Source organism: Kibdelosporangium banguiense (genome assembly GCF_017876405.1).
Classification (GTDB): Bacteria; Actinomycetota; Actinomycetes; order Mycobacteriales; family Pseudonocardiaceae; genus Kibdelosporangium; species Kibdelosporangium banguiense.
Map to the genome: position 1 here is coordinate 7,352,563 of NZ_JAGINW010000001.1, position 19,321 is coordinate 7,371,883.

The window sequence follows — 19,321 nt, forward strand, 5'->3', positions numbered from 1 at the left end:
ACATGCGGATCGTGGTGGTAGGTGCCGGTGTGATCGGCATGCTGACCGCAGTCGAATGCGTACGCGCCGGGGCACAGGTCGATCTGGTGGACCAGGCAGACATCCCGTCCGCGTCGGCCACGTCCTACGACAGGTGCCGTGTGGTGCGCACACTGCATCGCGGCAGCCCGACGCTGACCATGGCGGCCGCGCACCTGCACGAGGACTGGTCGGCGATGGAGCGCCTGCTCGGCTCGCGGTTCTACCACCCGTCGGGCGCGCTGACCCTGATGGCGGCAGACACCGGGGGCAACCTCGCCATGCTCATCGAGGCGGGGGCGTCGGTCCAGGTGCTCTCCGCCGAGGACATTTCGTTGCGGTGCCCGCACATCCGGTTCGAAGACGGGACCAAGGCCGTCTTCGAACCGGCAGCGGGTGCTGTCCTGGCCGACCGGGCGCTGTTGGCCGCGGCCCGCTGGTTGCGTGATCAGCCCACTGTGCGCATGCATCGCAACAGCCCGGTAACTGAGGTGGATGGGTCCGGCGAGGTTCGTCTGGCCGACGGAACGGTTCTGACTGGCGACAGTGTTGTCGTGGCTGCGGGTCCGTGGTCAGGCGGCCTGCTGCCCGCCGGTCTGGTCATGGGGCTGACCTTGATGCGTCAGACCATGTTGACCTACGCGGCGACGTCGTCGCAGGCGGGATGGTGGGGCTCGCCCGCGGTGCTCGGGCTCGGCGACGAGCGGGACGCCTGGCTGATGCCGCCGGTGCTGGGTGCGTCCGCACGGCTCAGCGCGGCGAGTGCCTGCCGCGCGGTGCCTGAAATGACAGACCACGAGACGCCCCGCGAATGGCTGGACCACCTGACCGACCGGTTCAGCGCCCTGCTGACCGATTTCGACGCGGGCGCTGTGACCGGTGCGACGGATGCCTATTACCTCACCGACGAGCACGGCGAAGGACCGCTGCTCGCGGAACTCGGTGACGCGGTATGGGCGTACGCCGCCTGCGGCGGAATGTCGTTCAAATTCGCCCCTGCCGTGGCCAGGGCACTGGCCGGCCGAGCCGTGGGGCGAACACCCCAGCCGACCGGACTGGACGCGGTCGACCAGCCGCGGCGATTCGCCGCCGCCCACTTGAGACGGAGGTCTTCGTGAAGCTACTCGCACTGGAAGCTGTCCAGAACGCGACCTACTACCTGTCCCGTTACCGCCAGATCGAGGACTACGGGGTGCAGCTGCATGTCCTGAATGGACTGGGGGACAACGGCTTCTGGCCCGCTGAGCGGTACCGCGTCGTGGGTTCCCAGCACATCGACGATCTCGTCGCGGCGGCGCGGTCCTGGCACGCCGAGGAGGACTTCGACGGCGTGTTGTCGTTCTCCGAGTCCGCTGTGGTGGCTGTCGCCACGGTGGCCGAGGCGCTCGGCCTGCCCGGCATCGGGGCCGATGCCGCCAGGACGAGCCGCAACAAACTCCTGATGCGCCAGGCGCACCAGCGAGCGGGCGTGCCGCATCCCCAGTTCCGGATGGTGCCCGATCTGGCGTCCGCGCTCGTGACGGCCGAGGAGTTCGGCTACCCGGTGATCCTCAAGCCGACGCTGGGCGCGGCCAGCAACTTCGTCTTCCGGCTCGACGGACCCGAGGACGTGCGGCTGCGATTCGCCCAGGCGGTCGACGGCATCGAGCAGATGTCCTGGTTCCGGATGCAGCCCGACGGCCAGGACGCCGGTCCGCACGGGCTGCTCATGGAGTCCTTCCTGGACGGTCCGGAGTTCCTGACCGAGTCGTTGATCTGGGACGGCGAGGTGTACATCGGGTCCATCGTGGATCGGGTCACGATCGAGGGAGGCACGTTCGACGACGACGTCCACCACGCGCCGACCGCCCTCAGCGAGGACGACCTCGCAGCCGTGCACCGGGTGATCGCCGCGGCCGCGCGGGCACAGGGGATCAACCGCAGTGTGCTGCACGCCGAGGTCCGGTTCCACCGCGGCGAGCCCCACCTGCTGGAGATCGCTGTCCGGCCCGGCGGCGGTGGCCTGGACTACTTCGCCAGGCTCAGCGCGGGTTACTGCCCGATCCGCGCCATGGTGGACGTCGCCCGCGGTGTGCGCCCCGACGTGACCCACTACCGGCCCACCGGCGTCCACACCGCAGGCACGTGTCTGATCAGCGGACCGGGCCAGGTCGAGGAGATCACAGTGCCGGCGTCGGTCGCCGAGTCCGACCGGGTCTTCTTCCTCAAGATCACCGCGAAGCCGGGGGACGTCATCAAGCGGCCCCCGCACGGCAACAACATCCTCGGATTCCTCTGTACGACCGGCACGTCCTTCGACGATGCGATGGCGGCGGCCTACGAGCTGGCCGAGCAGATCGAGGTACGGCTGTCGACCGCATCCGCGGCCAGGCCGCTCCAGCTCTCGTCGATGCCGGGTGCTGTCGCCGGCCGGTGAGCAGGACCATGACAACGAAAGGCATCCACCACCCATGAACCAACCGACCGCACTGGCCGAGCAGGCCGAACAGCCGCTGCACGGCGGCAGTGCGAGCTGGGCCTGCAACCCCGGCTTCCCGCCTTCGACGATCTTTCCGTTCACCCCGCCGGAACGGATCGGGATCCGCAACCTGATGGAGTTCCAGACGCTGATGTACCGGCCGCTGTACTGGCTCGGCCGGGACGGGCAGCCGGGTGTGGACTTCGACCTGAGCCTGGCCGAGCCGCCGGAGTGGAGCCCGGACGGGCGACGGGTCGTGGTGACCCTTAAGCCGTGGAAGTGGTCCAACGGCGAGACCGTGTGCGCCGACAACGTCATGTTCTGGCTCAACATGCTGGCCACCAAGGGCGTGCGGTACGGCGGGTACTCACCCGGCTACCTGCCGGACAACCTGGAGTCCTACGAGAAGATCGCCGAGGACAAGGTCGCCCTCACCTTCGACAAGCAGTACTCCAAGACGTGGGTGCTGATGAACCAGCTCACGATGATCACCCCGATGCCCAAGGCGTGGGACCGCACGGCCGACGACGCCCCGGCCAACGCCTCGGGCGACATCGCCGATGTCCCCGCGGTGTACGACTACCTGGCTGCGCAGAACGGCGAGTGGACGGAAGAGGACAACGAGTTCCGGACGGGATGGCCGACCAGTCCGGTATGGAGTGTGGTGAACGGGCCGTGGCGGATGAAGGAGTTCGCGCTCGACGGCAGCGTGACCTTCGTGCCGAACGAGCACTACTCGGGCCCGAACGTGCCGCACCTGGACGAGTTCCGGCTCGTGCCGATGGAATCCGACGAGCACGAGTACGGCCTGCTGCAGGCAGGTCCGGACGCCCCGGCGGAGATCCAGGTCGGCTACCTGCCCTACGGCCTGGACCACGGGACGGGCACCAACCCTCTCGCGGGACGGTACCGGCTTGTCCCGCAGAGCATCTGCCTCATCCACTACATGCCGCTCAACTTCAAGAACCCGACGACCGCCGGTCGGATCATCAACCAGACCTACTTCCGTCAGGCGTTGCAGTGCACGGTCGACCAGGAAACCGCGATTCAAGACATCTTCCAGGGGCACGGTTACCGGACGACCGGGCCCGTCCCCTCGATGCCGGAAAGCGACTATCTCTCCCCGGACCGCCGCCGCGATCCGATGGCGCTCGACATCCAGCGTGCGCGCAAGCTGTTGGAGGACAACGGCTGGGACGTGAGCACGACGCCGGCGACGTGTGTCCGGCCCGGTGACGGCCCCGGTTGCGCGGGCGCCGGTATCGAGGCGGGCGACAAGCTTTCGCTGACCCTGCGGTACGTCGCTGGACGCGTCTCGCTGACAAGGACAGTGGAGCAAATCGTTGCCGACGCAGCCAAAGCAGGCATCGAGGTGCGTCCGCATGAGCTGTTCGGATCGACGCTCGTCGGGCAGGACCACAGCGAGACCGAGCCGGACAACCCACACCTGTGGGAACTGCAGTGCTGGAACGGCGGCTGGGTGTTCCATGGGCATCCGACCGGCGAGACGTTGTTCAAAACCGGCGCGGCCAGCAACTTCGGGCACTACAGCGACCCGAAGGCCGACGAGCTGATCGACCGGACTGTGGTCAGCGACGACCTCGACGCGTTGTACGAGTACCAGGACTACGTCGCCGATCAGGTGCCGGTGGTGTGGATGCCGGGTTTCCCGATGCGGGTGTTCGCGGTCGCCGAGGATCTGCGCGGAATCGAGCCGGTCAATCCCTACGGGATGCTCACGCCGGAGACCTGGTACTACGTCGCGGGCAAGGGGGAATGACATGGTGGTCATCGTCAGTAGCGTGTCTTCGGACTCGCACACCTGGAATCTCGTCTACCTTCAGCTGGCCATCGAGGAACTCGGGCACCGGGTGATCAACCTCGGCGCCTGCGTGCCGGACGAGCTGCTCGTCGACGAGTGCCTTCGGGTCCGTCCCGGCCTTGTCGTGGTGAGCAGCGTCAACGGGCACGGGTTCATCGACGGTATGCGGCTGATCGCCCAACTGCGGGCGCGTCCCGAGCTGGCGGAGACGCCGGTGGCGATCGGCGGCATGCTGGGCATAGCCGGTCCGGACGGACAGCGTAGCCAGAACCTGCTGCGAGCAGCCGGTTACACCGCGGTCTTCGACGACGGGGCCCGGATGCCCGCGTTCCGGTCGTTCGTCGAGCAGCTCGACGTGAGCGTGAACGCGTGACTCACGTCGATGGCAGTCTGGCGCGGTCGTTCGGTGGCTTCATCGCTCGCTCGCGCCAGGCAGGTGACCTCGTTGTCCAGCCACGGATAGGAATGAGCAATCCCGGCACAATGCGTGCGGGACTGCTCGCCACCAAAGGCGCTGCCGCCACCACGGTCGGGACGATCACGCTGGACAGCTACACCCGGATGGGGTTCGACGACAAAGCGCGTGCGGCACTCGATTCCGGTGTGGAGCTGAACGGCTATCCGATCGTGGCCCACGATGTGGCCACCACTCGAGCCGTGCTCGACGGCGCGATGGGCCCCGTTTTCCCGGTCCAGGTCCGGCACGGCTCGCCCTGCCCGGAACAGCTTTTCAAAGCACTGATGGCTGCAGGTCTGCACGCGACCGAGGGCGGTCCGGTCTCGTACTGCCTGCCGTACAGCCGCGCGCCGCTCGGTGAGTCGATCCGGAACTGGGAGCGGTGCACCGAAATGCTTGCCGGGCTGCGCGGCACCGGCGTCGAGCCGCATCTGGAGAGCTTCGGCGGGTGCATGCTGGGTCAGCTCTGCCCACCCAGTCTCCTGATCGCGATGAGCGTGCTGGAATGCATGTTCTTTCGCCAGCACGGCATCCGCAGCGTCTCGTTGAGCTACGCCCAGCAGACGAACCCCGATCAGGATCGGGAAGCGATACTGGCGTTGCAGCGGCTCGCGGATGAGCTGCTGCCGGACGTCGACTCCCACATCGTCGTCTACGCGTACATGGGTGTGTATCCCCGCACGATCCATGGCGCTACCAATCTGCTGGTGGAGGCCGCCCGTCTTGCGGTCCGCACCGGCGCGTCAAGGCTGATCGTGAAAACGACCGCCGAGGCGCACTGGATTCCGACCATCGCGGACAACGTGAGTGCTCTGGAGACAGCCGCCGCTGCTGCGGCTGCTGAACCGCGCATGCCGGCTGACGACGTCGACACCGGAATCTACGCCGAGGCAAGGACACTGATCGACGCGGTGACCAGCCTCAGTGACGATCTCGGTCAGGCGTTGGCGGCCGCGTTCCGGCTGGGATACCTGGACATTCCGTACTGCCTGCATCCGGACAACGCGGGCCGTACCCGGTCCTATATCGACAGTGCCGGACGGTTGAACTGGTCCCGCGTCGGATCGATGCCGATCCGGGCAACGGACCGCGCGACGGGATCGGTGGACCTCACCGCGGCGCAACTGCTCACCTCTTTGTCCTATGTGGAACGTAAGTTCGACGACGCGAGCCTGCCGCAGTGGCTCGCCATGCCGGACGAGCCCGCGGGCCGGGCCCGAGAACTGAAGGAAGCGAAATAGATGGCACAGCTGGCCCCCACACCCGACGTCACCCGCGCGCCGCCGGACAGTCCGCGTGATCACCTCTCCTCGCCGGTGACCAAGTCGGTGCTCACGATCCAGCACAGGATGCTCGACGCGACCCGCGAATTCCTGGCCGGGCGTGGTTTCACCGAGATCCTGCTGCCGGTCATCGGCCCGGTCACCGATCCTGGTGCCCGTGGGGCCAAGCAGGTCGATGTCGACTACTACGGGCACCGCTACAAGCTGATGACCAGCGCGATCCTGTACAAGCAGGCGTCGCTGACGATGTTCGACAAGATCTTCTGCATCGCGCCGAACGTCCGCCTGGAACCGCTTGAGACCGCGTCGACCGACCGGCACCTCGCCGAGTTCCACCAGATCGACGTGGAGGCGGCCGGCGCGTCCCGCGAGGAGATCATGCAGTTGGCCGAAGACCTGGTCGGTCACGTCGTCGGGCGGGTCGTCGCCGAACTGCCCGGCGAACTGGCGGGGATCGGCCGGGACACCGGGATGATCACCAACCTGAACGCGGAGCCGTTCGAGCGCCGGGCCCACGCCGACGCCGTGGCGGACCTGCGAGGTCTCGGCCACGACCAGAGCCCCGACGCGGAGATCGACTGGGTGGGGGAGGCGATGCTGTCGAGCAAGACGAGCCGGCCGTTCTTCATCACCGACTATCCCAAGGGCTCACGCGGTTTCTATGACCGGGAGAGCGTGCAGCGGCCCGGGTACCTGCGCAACTTCGACCTGATCGCGGCGGAGGGGTTCGGCGAACTGTGCAGCGGCAGCGAGCGGGAGAACGACTACGCCACGATCATCTCGCGGATGCGTGAGACAGGGGAGAACCCGGCCAAGTACGGCTGGTACCTGGAGATGGTGCGAGACGGCATTCCGGGCAGCGCCGGCTTCGGCATCGGGCTCGAGCGATTCACCCGCTACGTCGCGGGACTCGACTCCGTGTGGCAGGCCAGCGCCTACCCCAAGGTGCCCGGAATGGTGTCACCCTGAACGCGTTGCGCGCCGAGGGCTTCCCGGAGGCTGCCGTCCGGGAACGGGCCCGATCCGGCGCTGCGGCCGTGTTTCCCGACTCGGACGAGTATGGAAACGCACTGTTCGGTGATGACCTGTCGGTGCCGGCAGACCTGATCGACAGGCTCAGACTGGTGCCGCCGGTCTTCGTGCCCCGGCGGCTGGCCAAACTCGTCGATCTGGCACGGGAACCGGTGTACCAGGATGTCGAACTGGAGACGTCGGTCGGTGGCCTGCGATCCGCACTACCGCTCTATGTCTCTGCGTTCGGCTCGACGGTGGCGGCGAGCGTCGACCACGGCACGGCGGCCAGCCGTCAGGCGGGCAGCCTCGGCATCCCACTGGTCATCGGCGAGAACGTGATGCCGGTCAACGGGTACGGCCGTCTCGACCAGGACGAGGCCGAACGTTCCCTGCTGGCCAGGATCAAGGCGTACACCGCGTGCGCATTGGACGGGTACGGCGGGGTCGTGGTCCAGCAGAGCACCGAGGACGCCGACGCGGAGGTGTGGAACATCGTCTACAGCGACCCGAACGCCCAGCCGCTGCTCGAGTCCGGCCGGCTGGCGTTCGAGTTGAAGGTGGGTCAGGGCGCGAAACCGGGGCTGGGCGGGATGACCCTGGTCGACCGGGGCGCGGCAGCCCGGCTGGCGGACGCGTTCACGCTGGACCCGGTCTTCGGCGCCGAGAGCGGCCGGGTGTTGCGCAGCAGCAGCCCCGGCACGTTCACCGAGGAGATCCTGCGACAGCAGATCCGGTTGATGCGTAACAACTTCCCGCGTGCCAAGGTCTGGGTGAAGTTGCCACCCGCGCGGGACGTGCGCGAAGCTGCACTGGTGGCGTGGGACGCGGGAGCGGACGCGGTGACCGTGGATGGTGCTGAAGGCGGTACCGGCTGGGCGCCGGTGTCGTTCCTGCGTCATGTCGGGTTGCCGTTGGCCGAATGCCTTCGCAGGATCGGTGATCACCCATCGAGCCTGCTGGTGTCCGGCCGGATGTGGGAAGGTACCCGGATCGCCAAGTGTCTCGCGCTCGGTGCGACCGCGGCCGGGCTTGGGCGTTCGGCGTTGATAGCCGTGGACACCGATCCCGAGAACGGGTTGGTCAACCTTGTCGAGTGCCTGTCGCTGGAACTGCGGATGCTGGTCAGCGCGCTTGGCAAGTACCACATCGACGAGCTGGCACCCGACGACGTGTGGTCCTCGCCGTGACGCGGGCCGCCGGGACCAGACAGGGTGGCGGACTCACAGCCGGGCAGGGAACCGCGCTCTACGTCGGCGCGGTTCTCGGTACAGGGATCATCGCGTTGCCTGCTCTCGCCGCCGAGATCGCGGGTCCGGCGTCCCTGCTGGCCTGGCTGGGTCTCGCCATTTTGTCCGCTCCGCTGGCGGCGACATTCGCGGCGCTGGGATCCCGGTATCCGGATGCGGGAGGCGTGGCCACATACGCGCGCCTCGCGTTTGGCGATTCCGCGGCGGCAGTGGTCGGCTGGTGCTTCTATTTCGCCGTTCCGCTTGGCGCCCCGGCCGCTGCCCTGTGGGCGGGTGCGTATGTCGCCGGAGCGTTGGGTGGCGGCGCGACCACGATCGCTGTGGCCTCGTTGGTGATCATGGTCGTTGTCCCGATTGCCAATGCTTTCGGGGCTCGTCTGACTGGCCGGGTACAGCTGTGCCTTGGCTTGCTTCTTGTGGTGTTCCTGGTCGTCGCCATCGCACTCTCGCTCCCGTCGGCCCGGATGGACAACCTGCGGCCGTTCGCACCGCACGGCTGGTTCGCGATCGGTCAAGCCGCCACATTGCTGGTGTGGAGCTTTGTCGGATGGGAGGCGGTCACGTACCTGACAGCCGAATTCCGCAGGCCCGCAAGGGACGTGCCCCGAGCGACCGCCGCTGCCGTCTTTGTTGTTGGCGTGATGTACCTGGCTGTCGCGTTCGCCACGATCACCGTTCTCGGACCTGCTGCCGCTCAAACAGCCACGCCGCTGGGGGATCTGCTGGCAGTGGGGCTCGGCGGGCACGCACGGATACTGGCTGCGGGAACGGCGTTGCTGCTCACATTGGGAGCCATGAACGCCTATTACGCCGGTGCGTCAAAGCTCGGTGCAGCCCTTGGCCGGGACGGTGCACTGCCTGCGTGGCTGGCCTCCGGCAGTGTCGCTGGCGAGACGCCTCGCCGAAGCCTTGCTGTCGTCGGCGTCCTGTCCATGGTCGCGCAGCTGGCTGTGCTGGCGACCGGAGTCGGGCCGAAGCCGTTGGTGCTGCTGGCCACCAGCCTTTTCGCGACCGTGTACGCGATCGGGGTGGCCGCCGCCATTCGCCTGCTGCCTCGGCGCAGCATGGCACGCGCGGCCGCCTTCGTGGCGCTGGCGATCGTCGTGGTTCTCCTGGTGATGTCGGGCGTGTATCTGATCTGGCCGGCGCTCGTGACGGGCGGGGCGCTGCTCTATCTCCGGCGATCGTCGATCAGGTGAGAACGAGTTCGATCACCGGGACCAGGACGTCCGGGCGCCGGGCGGGCAGGTGCAGGACGAGCGATCCGGGCGGCCCGGCGTTGCTCAGGTGGGGGAGGTTGCCCTCTTCGTCGACCACGCTGAACCGGACTTCCGCGCCGTCATGGAGGAACGACGCGTACTGGGCCGAGAGTCCTTGGCAGACAAGGGTTCCTGACTGCCAGCTGAAGACGTGCACGAAGAGTCGTTTGCCTGACCGGGTGAGCCGGCAGTCCGGTGGCGGGACGAGTTCCTGTACTCCGCTCGCGCCGTAGATCGCGTCGGCGTGCACGCTCGTCCATGCGCCGACCGCGGCCAGCAGCTCCTGAGCGCGTGGTTCGAACGCGCCTCGGCCGTCGGGGCCTACATTGAGCAGCAGGTTCCCTCCTTTCGCGACGCAGTCGACGAGGATGCGGACCACTTGACCGGGGTCGAGCCACTCCTGGAAGCCGGGGGCGTATCCCCAGGAGCCGTTGAGAGTGCGGCAGGCCTCCCACGGCACTTGGTTGCCCGCGTGGGGCGAGGCTTCCTCCGCTGTGCCGAAGTCTTCGCTGCCGGGCAGGTCGAGGCGGTCGTTGAGCAGGGTGTGCGGGCTGATTTCGCGGACCATGTCGACCAGGGCTTCCGCGTGCCAGTCCGCGCTGCCCTTGCCTACCGTCACTCGATGGTCGTCGGCGTAGGAGAAATCCAGCCAGAGCACGTCAGGCTGATGTGCCGTCAGCAGTTCCCGGACCTGTCCGTGCAGGTAGGCGACGTAACGATCCATGTCGCGGCCGGTGTTGTCGGGATTATCGGTCCATTGTGGATGCCAGCCGTCGATGGTGAAGCCGGGATGATGCCAGTCGAGCAGGGAATGGTAGAGGCCGACCCGCAGGCCCTCGGCACGGAACTCCGTGACGAACTCGGCGACCAGATCGCGCTGTGCGGGCGTGTTGGTCGCCTTGAAGCCGGTCAGTTCGCTGTCCCACAAGCAGAATCCGTCGTGATGCTTGGTGGTCAGCACCGCGTAACGCATCCCGGCTGCCTTGGCATCGCGTGCCCACTGGCGAGGGTTGAAGCGGTCGGCACGGAAATTGTCGAAGTAGCGTTGGTAGTCGGCTTCGCTGAGACGTTCGCGCTGCTGCACCCACTCGTGCCTGGCGGCCAGCGAGTAGAGGCCCCAGTGCACGAACAGCCCGAACCGGGCGTCGGAGAACCATGCGGTCCGATCCTGTCCGGTCATGACACAGGCTCCTTTTCTAGGCGCGTGAGAGGCGCAGCGTCAGGATCTGGAACGGTCGCAACCGGATCGCCACACCGTCCGGCCCGGCATCCGTGGCGGAGCCCGTCGTCGGGCGTTCGAGCAGATCGACGACTTCCACGGCAGCAAGTGGGAATCCGGTTTGCAGCGTCGCGACTGCTCGGCCGCCGAGCGATTCGTAGAGCCGGACGATGACGTCTCCCGATCGGTCGTCGGCGAGCTTGACGGCCTCGACCACAACCGCGGTATTGTCCACAGTGACCAGTGCGGGTGGTGGTGTCGCTGGCCCAGGAGCTACTCGAAGAGGTAGGTTGAGCGCGTATCCTTCGGCGACGGCATCTACCACGGATGCGTTGGGCAGCAACGAGTACGTGAGCCGGTGCATACCTTGGTCGGCGTGTGGATCTGGGCAATGCGGCGCTCGGACCAGGCTCAGCCTGACCGTGGTTGTTGAGCCGTTTCGGGTGACGTCATGGCCGTAGGTGGAGTCGTTGAGCACGGCCACGCCGTAGCCTGGCTCGGCGACGTGGATCCACCGGTGCGCGTAGATTTCGAACTTGGCCGCGTCCCAGCTGGTGTTGGCGTGCGTCGGCCGCAAGACGTGCCCGAACTGGATCTCGGCGGCGGAGCGGTCGGCGTGCACGTCGATCGGAAAGGCCGCCTTGAGGATCTTCTCCGACTCGTGCCAGTCGATCTCGGTCATGAAGTCGATCCGCCGGCTGCCAGCGTTCAGCCGAATCGTCTGGCTGACACGCGAATCGCCGAACGAACGCTCGATCTTGATCGCACCGAGAAGCGGGCCGCGCTCGACGGGCGTGATCGAGTCGGCCGCCGTCAGGTCCACGTGCCTGCGCCGGTAGTGCTCGTCGATGTCCCAGGCGTCCCATTGGTTCGGCAGATCGGTGTGCAGTTGCAGCAGGTTGGCCCGGCCGCCGTCCGGCAGCGCTTCCCGGCCCGTCGCGTGATCGACCACCGAGGTGATCAGGCCGTTGTCGTCGAGTTCCACGCGGACCAAGCCGTTGTCGAGCGTGCGGTCGGTGACCCGGACTGGATCAGGTAGTACCAGGATTTGGTCGAGCGGAGCCGAGCCCAACGCTGGTACCGCAGCGTACACAGCTGTTTCGCCGGTGCGGATCACCTCGATGCGCGGATGTGGGGCGGAGTTGAAGACCAACGGTTGCGCCGTGCCGCGGCACGCTTCGGCAATGATCTTCTCCAGTGCGGCGGTCACCTCGGCATAGTTCGCCTCGGCTTCCTTGTGCACCCAGGCGATGGAGCTGCCCGGAAGGATGTCGTGGAACTGCTGGAGCAGAACGATCTTCCACAACCGGTCGAGCTCGTCGTAGGGATAGTCGAATCCGGTGTGGACGGATGCGGTCGCGGCCCAGAGTTCGGCTTCGCGCAGCAGATGTTCGCAGCGCCGGTTGCCTGCCTTGGTCCGGGACTGCGTCGTGTACGTGGCGCGGTGCAGCTCCAGGTACAGCTCGCCGGACCAGACCGGAGCGTCCGGGTACTCCGCCTCGGCCGCACGGAAGAACTCGTCGGGCGGCTCGATGACGACCTTCGGAGAGCCTTCCAGATCGCGCAACCGCCGGGCCTTCTCAAGCATCTCCCGGGTTGGGCCGCCCCCGCCGTCGCCGTGTCCGAAGGGGACGAGTGATCTCGTTCCGCGTCCCTTCTCGGCGTAGTTGCGCACGGCATGCGCCAGTTCCTCTGCCGCGAACGTGGCGTTGTATGTGTCCACCGGCGGGAAGTGGGTGAACACGCGGGTGCCGTCGATCCCTTCCCACCAGAACGTGTGGTGTGGCAGCTTGTTCGTCTGGTTCCACGACAGCTTCTGCGTCAGCAGCCACCGCATCCCGGCCAGCCGGGCGAGTTGAGGGAAAGCAGCGGTGTAGCCGAAGGAGTCCGGGAGCCAGACGCCTTGGCAAGTCACGCCGAACTCGTCCTGGAACAACCGCATGCCGTGGATCAGTTGACGTGCCAGCGCCTCACCACCGGGCAGGTTCGCGTCCGACTCGACCCACATTCCGCCGACCGGGACCCATTGTCCCGCTTTGACGGCCGTGACGATGCGCTGGAAGACCGCCGGATAGTGCTGCTTGATCCAAGCGTACTGCTGTGCCTGCGAACACGCGAAAACGAACTCGGGGTACTCGCTGGCCAGCGCTGTGACGTTCAAGAAAGTCCGTGCTGTCTTGCGAATCGTCTCCCGGACCGGCCACAACCAGGCGCTGTCGATATGCGCGTGCCCCACCGCGTGGAGCGTGTGCGCACTCGCATGTGCAGGCCGCGACAGCGCCTCCGTCAGTTCGGCTCGGGCAGCCGTCGCTGTGCCGGAAATGTCATGCACGTCAAGAACATCCAGCGCACGTTCCAAGGTCCGCAGGATCTCGTGCCGTCGTGGATCGGCGAGATCCAGCTCGGTCATCAGTTCGCTGAGTACTTCGATGTCCAGGCCGAGATGCCAGACGTCCTCGTCGAGCACGGCAAGCTCGGCGCGCGCGAACCGATAGAGAGGTGCACGGCCTGCGGTCGCCTTGTCGCCCAACGGTGTCGGCACGAAGCCACCGGCCAGGATGTCCGGATTGGCCGCCGCCTCGAGAAGAAGCGCCACCTGCTCGCCGCCCTGGCAGGGATTCGCCACGGGCACGTACTGATTGCGTGGCGCGATGCCTTTGACCGGCGATCCGGCCATGTCGTAGACCAGTGCCTCGGCCTGGTTGCCCGGCCAGTCCCCGACGAACCCGAGATCGACGACGGCCTCCACCCGCCGGCCCGCCCACTCGGCCGGAACTGTTGCCCGCAGCCGGAACCAGCTGGTCGACCAGGGCGGTCCCCACGGCTGGCCGATCTCGAACGGCTGGTACTCGGCGGCCAGCGCCGTGGCCACGGGGACCGGCTCGTCCGGCACCTGCCAGACCTCGACCTCCAGCGGTATCGACGCGGCGTACTGCGCTGGTCTGATGCGCTGGGTCAGCGCGCGGTGCAGTCGGCCTTCGACCAGCCGTCGATCGTCGTGCACGTCAGCCTCCGTACGGAGTTCATGGCTTCAGGTAGGCCAGTTGCGGGATCTCCCGCAGGTAGCCGGCGAGGATCCGGCGCGCGACGGTGACCGAGTCGACGAGCGGGTGCAGGGCGAGCGCCTTGACAGCAGTGGCGTGGCAGGCGTTGTTCGCGGCGTCGATCACCGTGCGCTCGACCGTCTTGACAGCGCAGACGAGCGCCGCTGCGTGGCCGGGAAGTTGGTTGATCACGACTGGGCGCGGGCCGCCTGAGTCGACCACGCATGGCACCTCGACGACCGCGTCGGTGTCCAGGATGTTCAGCGTTGTCCTGTTGCGGACATTGAGGATCAGGGTCGTCCGCTCGTCGTGTGCGATCGCGCGCATCAGCGCGAGCGCCACCTTCTCGTAACCGCCGGACTCCAGATCGGCGGAGTCGCGACTGCCCATGCCTGCCGCTTCACGGCTGTCGGCCCCATAGGTGGTTTCGCGTTCCATCCGCGCTGATTCCCAAGTGGTCAGGGCGGAATCGGGTTCGCGTAGAGCTGATTCGTAGAAGCGGCGCTGTTGTCCGGCCAGGACGGCGCCACGGCTTTCCCGGGCCGCGGCGATCGTGTCCCTGGTGAAGTAGTAGTAGTGCAGGTACTCGTTCGGGATGGCGCCGAGAGTGCGCAACCAGTCGGCCCCGAAGAGTTTGCCTTCCTCAAAGGATTCGAGGGCCTCTGAGTCGGCGAGCAGCCGTGGCAGGTGATCATGCCCGCCCACGTGCACACCGCGCAGCCAGCCGAGGTGGTTCAGGCCGGCGTAGTCGAACCAGGCTCTGTCCGGGTCCAATCCGAGCACGCGGGCGACTCGGCGGCCCAGACCGACGGGGGAGTCGCAGATACCGATGACGCGGTCGCCGAGATGGTGGGACATCGCCTCGGTGACCAGGCCCGCCGGGTTGGTGAAGTTGATGACCCACGCCTCGGGCGCGAGGTCGGCGACGCGCCGGGCGATCCGCACCGCCTCCGGGACTGTGCGCAGGCCGTAGGCGACCCCACCGGCGCCTACGGTTTCCTGCCCGACAACGCCTTCGCCGAGGGCAACTTGTTCGTCGGCCACCCTGCCCGCGAGCCCACCGACCCGGATCGCCGAGAAAACGAAGTCCGTGCCCGAGATGGCCTCGTCAAGATCGGTCGTGACGGTGATCCGGGGCGGGTCCGGTATCCCATTCGCCTGCTGGACAAGGACATGCCCGATCGCTGTGAGCCGGTCGGAGTCCAGGTCGTGCAGCACCAGATCGGTGACACGGCCTGGCGCGCGATCGGCCAGCAGCGCCTGGTGGACCAGCGGGACACGAAAGCCGCCGCCGCCCAGAACCGTGAGTCTCATACCTCGATCACCTCGACATCCGCCTGGCGTAAGGCCGCACAGGTCACCGGGTCCGCGCCGGCATTGGTGATCACGACGTCGATGTCGCCGGGGTCGCAGACCCTCGCCATTCCGGTGCCGGGGAACTTGCTGGCGTCGGCGAGCAGCACGACCTGGTCGGACGCGGCGATCATGGCACGCTTGAGCGGCACCTCGACCGCGGTGGTGTCCACGATCTGCCCGCCCGCCCGGATGCCGCTGGTGCCCAGGAACAACCGGTCGGCGTGGACCTGGCGCAGGTTGTCCTCGGTCAGGAAGCCGACGAGCGACTGGTAGCTGCGCCGCAGGATGCCGCCCAGCAGCACGATCTGGATGTCGTTGTCGTTCTTCAACTCCTCGTAGACCGCCAGGTTGCTGGTGATCACGGTGAGCGAGCGGCCGTGCAGCTTGCGGGCGAGCCGGAGTGCTGTGGTGCCGATGTCGAGCAGGACGGCCTCACCATCCTTGATCAACCCGGCGCCGTGTTCGGCGATGGCATCCTTCTCGTCGACCCGTACCCGCGCGACCTCGGCGAACGGGTCGTCAGTGTCCGCCGCGGACACTGCCCCGCCGTGCACCCGGCTGAGCCGGCCCTCTTTGTCCAGCTGGACCAGGTCACGGCGGATGGTCGCCTGACTGACGCCGAACTGCTCGGCGAGCGCCCGCACCTCGGCCGGACCGTCGGTGCGAAGCGTGCGCAAGATCAACTCACGGCGTCCTTCTGGGATCATGCGATGACAATAACAGTCAAAAACGCGCATCACCATGTTCATGACTGCGCGACTATTGCCAAATCTCGCGCGAGGGCGCACGCTCTTGCGCAATGTTGCATGCCTCGTCGAGGAGGTCCGTGCATGGCCGCCAGTCAGCAAGCAGCCCCGCGTTCCGCGGTGAGCCCGGCTGCTGCCCCTACTGTCGACGTCTTCCTCTCTGGCCTGCTCTTCATGGACATCGTCTTCACCGGGCTCGGACATCCGCCTACACCCGGAACCGAGGTGTGGACCGGCGGCATGGCCACCAGTCCGGGCGGGATCGCCAACTTCGCGGTCGCGTTGAGCCGGTTCGGGCTACGTACGTCGTTGGCTGCCGCGTTCGGCACGGACATGCACAGTGACTACTGCTGGCACCTGCTCGCCGACGTCGAAGGCGTCGACCTCTCGCGGTCGGCTCGATTCGACGGCTGGCCGTCGCCAGTGACCGTCTCGATGGCCTATGACGGTGACCGAGCGCTTGTGACCCACGGTCAGCCCCCGCCGAGTAGCGCCGACACCCTGATCGGCGAGCCGCCGGCCAGCCGGGCGTCGGTCGTCCACATCGGACCGGAACCCAGCCGGTGGCTGAGCGCGGCCAGTGCGGCAGGCAGCCTGGTCTTCGCCGATGTCGGCTGGGATCCCTCGCAACAGTGGACGCCGGCGCTGCTGGACCAGGTCGCGCTCTGCCATGCGTTCATGCCCAATGAGTACGAGGCCATGAGCTATACCCGTACCGACAGCCCGGGGGCGGCTCTGTCCAAACTCGGCGATCTGGTTCCGTTGGCCGTCATCACGCGAGGCGGTGGCGGTGCGATCGCCGTCGACGGCACAACCGGCGAAACCGCGACGGTCCTCGGACTCGACGTGGAGCCTGTGGACACCACGGGCGCCGGGGACGTGTTCGGTGCGAGCCTGGTCGCCGCCACGCTGGCCGGTTGGCGGCTGGTCGAACGGCTGCGGTTCGCCAATCTCGCCGCGGCCCTTTCGGTGCAACGCATCGGCGGCGCACTGGCGGCCCCGGGGTGGAAAGGCGTGGCGAACTGGTGGCTCACCGCCCGGACAGACCACAGCCTGAGGCGTGACTACGCCTTTCTTGACGACGTGATCCCCGCGGACCACAACCTCTTCTGACCGGTAGGAGGACTGATGGAACTGTCTCGTCGGCGACTCATTCAGTTAGGCACGCTCGGTATCGCGGGCGCGGCTTTCGGCGGCACGGCTGCGTGCTCGACGTCGACCGCGGGCGGATCCGGCGGCGGTGGCAACGCCATGGACATGTGGTACTGGGCGGACGGGCTGAGCAAGAACGTCGTCGACGAGGCGGTCAAGCAGTTCGGCGAGGTGACGCTGAAACCGCAGCAGATCGGCGGGAACTTCAAGGAGAAACTGGTCACCACGATGGCCAGCGGCGACCAGTTCGTCCCGGACATCACCGGGATCAAGGGCGAGGACTTCGCCTCCTTCGCGCCTCAGGCCGACCGGTTCGTCAACCTGCTCGACCTCGGCGCGGGCCCGCTCGCCGGCCAGTACCTGGACTGGAAGTGGCGCAAGGGCATGACCAAGGACGGCAAGCTGATCGGCTTCCCGATCGACATCGGCCCGACCGCGATGTTCTACCGCCGTGACGTCTTCGCCAAGGCCGGGCTGCCGGCCGAACCGGCCCAGGTGGCCGCGCAGATGTCCACCTGGGAGGATTACTTCGCCGCGGGCGTGCAGTTGAAGAAGGCCGTGCCCAACGCGTTCATGGTCTCGGAGGCGTGGTCGGTGTTCAACCTCGTCGTCGGGCAGAGCCAGGCGCGTTACATCGACCAGAGCGAGCGCTTCATCGGTGACCAGGAGCATATTCGCCGCGCCTGGGACCTGACTGTGCGCGCCATCCAGCTCGGCATCGACGGGAAGGTCCAGGCCAACACACCGGACTGGAACGCGGGCCTGGCAGGCGGAACGATCCCCAGCCAGACCGGCCCGGCCTGGGTCGCCGCCGACCTGAAGTCGGCCGCGAAGGACACAACCGGAAAGTGGGGCGTGGCACTGGGGCCGGGCGGGGCGGCCAACGTGGGCGGCTCGTTCCTGGCGGTCACCAAGAAGTGCGCCAAGCCGGACGTCGCGTTCAAGATCATCAGCTGGATCCTCAGCCCGGACAACCAGGCCAAGGGATTCACCGACTCCGCGCTGTTCCCGTCGTCCCCCTCGACGTACACGATGCCCGCACTGACGGCACCCGATCCCTTCTTCGGCGGCCAGGTCACGACCGAGGTGTTCGGTGCGGCCGCCAAGAAGATCCCGGTCCAGTACGAGAGCCCGAACGACCAGGCGGTCTCGGCACCCTACGCGACCGAACTGACCAATGTGGAGGCCAACGGCAAGGACCCCGGCGCGGCCTGGACCGACGCGGTCGACCAGGCCAAGAAGATCGCCCAGCGCCTCGGAGTGAGCTGAGTTGACCAGCGGACGCACGGTCTCCAGACCCAGACGGTTTCGCCCGGTGACCGACGAGCCGGTGCGTTCCACACGTGCCGCCGGCCGTCGTGTGCGGTCGTTCTGGCCGCAGTACCTGGCGATCTCCCCGTTCTACCTGATCTTCGCGGTGTTCGGGCTGTTTCCCGTGCTGTTCTCGCTGTACCTGGCCTTCCACCGGTGGGACGGCCTCGGCGAGATGCAGTACGTGGGTCTGGACCAGTTCCGCTACCTGCTGGACGACGGCACGTTCTGGCTGTCGATGCGGAACACGTTCGTCATCTGGTTCGTCTCCACCATCCCGATGCTGTTCATCGCCCTGGTGATCGCGACGATGCTGCACTCGACCGTGCGGTTCACCGCGTTCTACCGGGTGGCGTACTTCGTCCCGAACATCACGTCGCTGGTCGCGATGACGATCTTCTTCGGCGCGGTGTTCGGCACGAACTTCGGCCTGGTCAACGGGGTCCTGCAGTGGGCCGGCCTGCCGTCGGTGCGCTGGCTGAGCGACCCGCTCGGGATGAAGATCGCGGTCGCCACGGTGATGACCTGGCAGTGGACCGGCTACAACGCGATCATCTACCTCGCCGGGCTGCAGACGATTCCGTCCGAAGTGTACGAGGCGGCCCGCGTCGACGGCGCCGGGCCGGTCCAGATCTTCTTCCGGATCACCGTTCCCATGCTGCGCCCCATCATCCTGTTCACCGTGGTCGTCTCGACCATCACCGGGATGCAGAGCTTCACCGAGCCGCAGGTGCTGTTCGGCACCAACACGACGCTGAACCCGAATACCGGCGGGCCGGGAAACGGGGCGCTGACCATGGTCCTCTACTTCTACCACCAGGCCTTCGACAACCGCGACTTCGGCTACGGGGCCGCGATCGCCTGGATGGTGTTCCTCGTCGTGATGCTGTTCGCCGCCATCAACTGGCGCCTGGTCCAACGGCGGGAGAAGTGAG

General features: G+C 67.1%; 15 protein-coding genes. 11 read left to right on the forward strand and 4 right to left on the reverse strand.

The window, feature by feature from the left end; genetic code table 11:
* Positions 1 to 2 precede the first annotated feature (2 nt).
* The 8 genes from JOF56_RS34020 to JOF56_RS34055 are packed head-to-tail and all read left to right on the forward strand — an operon-like array spanning position 3 to position 9,498.
* Positions 3 to 1,136 (forward strand): NAD(P)/FAD-dependent oxidoreductase, encoded by a 1,134-nt coding sequence (locus tag JOF56_RS34020; RefSeq protein WP_209643542.1) that lies wholly within the window; start codon positions 3 to 5, stop codon positions 1,134 to 1,136.
* Positions 1,133 to 2,434 carry an ATP-grasp domain-containing protein gene (locus JOF56_RS34025; RefSeq protein WP_209643543.1) on the forward strand — a complete coding sequence of 434 codons (1,302 nt, stop codon included), beginning with the start codon at positions 1,133 to 1,135 and terminating at the stop codon, positions 2,432 to 2,434. The genes JOF56_RS34020 and JOF56_RS34025 overlap by 4 nt, the downstream gene beginning before the upstream one ends.
* 34 nt (positions 2,435 to 2,468) lie before the next feature.
* Positions 2,469 to 4,256, forward strand: a complete 1,788-nt coding sequence (locus JOF56_RS34030; RefSeq protein WP_209643544.1) for an ABC transporter substrate-binding protein — start codon at positions 2,469 to 2,471, stop codon at positions 4,254 to 4,256.
* 1 nt (position 4,257) lies between these two features.
* Positions 4,258 to 4,671: a cobalamin B12-binding domain-containing protein gene (locus tag JOF56_RS34035; protein ID WP_209643545.1), complete on the forward strand. Its 414-nt coding sequence runs from the start codon at positions 4,258 to 4,260 to the stop codon at positions 4,669 to 4,671.
* Positions 4,668 to 5,996 carry a methylaspartate mutase gene (locus tag JOF56_RS34040; RefSeq protein ID WP_307855380.1) on the forward strand — a complete coding sequence of 443 codons (1,329 nt, stop codon included), beginning with the start codon at positions 4,668 to 4,670 and terminating at the stop codon, positions 5,994 to 5,996. The genes JOF56_RS34035 and JOF56_RS34040 overlap by 4 nt, the downstream gene beginning before the upstream one ends.
* On the forward strand, positions 5,997 to 7,007 hold the full coding sequence (locus tag JOF56_RS34045) for an asparagine synthetase A (RefSeq protein ID WP_209643546.1): 1,011 nt from the start codon (positions 5,997 to 5,999) through the stop codon (positions 7,005 to 7,007).
* Positions 7,008 to 7,012: 5 nt separating this feature from the next.
* Positions 7,013 to 8,239, forward strand: a complete 1,227-nt coding sequence (locus tag JOF56_RS34050) for a glutamate synthase-related protein (RefSeq protein ID WP_245378499.1) — start codon at positions 7,013 to 7,015, stop codon at positions 8,237 to 8,239.
* Positions 8,236 to 9,498 (forward strand): APC family permease, encoded by a 1,263-nt coding sequence (locus tag JOF56_RS34055; protein WP_209643547.1) that lies wholly within the window; start codon positions 8,236 to 8,238, stop codon positions 9,496 to 9,498. Before JOF56_RS34050 ends, JOF56_RS34055 begins: the two co-directional genes overlap by 4 nt.
* Here JOF56_RS34055 and JOF56_RS34060 read toward each other — a convergent pair.
* The 4 genes from JOF56_RS34060 to JOF56_RS34075 are packed head-to-tail and all read right to left on the reverse strand — an operon-like array spanning position 9,491 to position 15,884.
* Positions 9,491 to 10,738 carry an alpha-L-fucosidase gene (locus JOF56_RS34060; RefSeq protein WP_209643548.1) on the reverse strand — a complete coding sequence of 416 codons (1,248 nt, stop codon included), beginning with the start codon at positions 10,736 to 10,738 and terminating at the stop codon, positions 9,491 to 9,493. The genes JOF56_RS34055 and JOF56_RS34060 overlap by 8 nt on opposite strands.
* Positions 10,739 to 10,754: 16 nt before the next feature.
* Entirely contained in the window at positions 10,755 to 13,781 is a 3,027-nt protein-coding gene (locus JOF56_RS34065; RefSeq protein WP_209643549.1) for an alpha-mannosidase, read from the reverse strand.
* Positions 13,782 to 13,800: 19 nt separating this feature from the next.
* Positions 13,801 to 15,135 (reverse strand): 6-phospho-beta-glucosidase, encoded by a 1,335-nt coding sequence (locus JOF56_RS34070; RefSeq protein WP_209643550.1) that lies wholly within the window; start codon positions 15,133 to 15,135, stop codon positions 13,801 to 13,803.
* The gene (locus JOF56_RS34075) at positions 15,132 to 15,884 is read right to left on the reverse strand and encodes a DeoR/GlpR family DNA-binding transcription regulator (protein WP_209643551.1); all 753 of its coding nucleotides are present in this window, start codon (positions 15,882 to 15,884) and stop codon (positions 15,132 to 15,134) included. The genes JOF56_RS34070 and JOF56_RS34075 overlap by 4 nt, the downstream gene beginning before the upstream one ends.
* Before the next feature lie 123 nt (positions 15,885 to 16,007).
* Here JOF56_RS34075 and JOF56_RS34080 point away from each other — a divergent pair, with 123 nt between their 5' ends.
* The 3 genes from JOF56_RS34080 to JOF56_RS34090 are packed head-to-tail and all read left to right on the forward strand — an operon-like array spanning position 16,008 to position 19,320.
* Entirely contained in the window at positions 16,008 to 17,036 is a 1,029-nt protein-coding gene (locus tag JOF56_RS34080) for a carbohydrate kinase family protein (protein WP_209643552.1), read from the forward strand.
* Positions 17,037 to 17,051: 15 nt separating this feature from the next.
* Positions 17,052 to 18,344, forward strand: a complete 1,293-nt coding sequence (locus tag JOF56_RS34085) for an ABC transporter substrate-binding protein (RefSeq protein ID WP_209643553.1) — start codon at positions 17,052 to 17,054, stop codon at positions 18,342 to 18,344.
* A gap of 46 nt (positions 18,345 to 18,390) precedes the next feature.
* On the forward strand, positions 18,391 to 19,320 hold the full coding sequence (locus JOF56_RS34090) for a carbohydrate ABC transporter permease (RefSeq protein WP_209643554.1): 930 nt from the start codon (positions 18,391 to 18,393) through the stop codon (positions 19,318 to 19,320).
* Position 19,321: the final 1 nt, after the last annotated feature.

What these genes read in the sequence shown, in the direction of transcription:
- JOF56_RS34020 (WP_209643542.1), top strand. Translation starts at nt 3, where the DNA reads ATGCGGATCGTGGTGGTAGGTGCCGGTGTGATCGGCATGCTGACCGCA.
- JOF56_RS34030 (WP_209643544.1), top strand. Translation starts at nt 2,469, where the DNA reads ATGAACCAACCGACCGCACTGGCCGAGCAGGCCGAACAGCCGCTGCAC.
- JOF56_RS34035 (WP_209643545.1), top strand. Translation starts at nt 4,258, where the DNA reads ATGGTGGTCATCGTCAGTAGCGTGTCTTCGGACTCGCACACCTGGAAT.
- JOF56_RS34045 (WP_209643546.1), top strand. Translation starts at nt 5,997, where the DNA reads ATGGCACAGCTGGCCCCCACACCCGACGTCACCCGCGCGCCGCCGGAC.
- JOF56_RS34060 (WP_209643548.1), bottom strand. Translation starts at nt 10,738, where the DNA reads ATGACCGGACAGGATCGGACCGCATGGTTCTCCGACGCCCGGTTCGGG.
- JOF56_RS34070 (WP_209643550.1), bottom strand. Translation starts at nt 15,135, where the DNA reads ATGAGACTCACGGTTCTGGGCGGCGGCGGCTTTCGTGTCCCGCTGGTC.
- JOF56_RS34075 (WP_209643551.1), bottom strand. Translation starts at nt 15,884, where the DNA reads ATGATCCCAGAAGGACGCCGTGAGTTGATCTTGCGCACGCTTCGCACC.
- JOF56_RS34080 (WP_209643552.1), top strand. Translation starts at nt 16,008, where the DNA reads ATGGCCGCCAGTCAGCAAGCAGCCCCGCGTTCCGCGGTGAGCCCGGCT.
- JOF56_RS34085 (WP_209643553.1), top strand. Translation starts at nt 17,052, where the DNA reads ATGGAACTGTCTCGTCGGCGACTCATTCAGTTAGGCACGCTCGGTATC.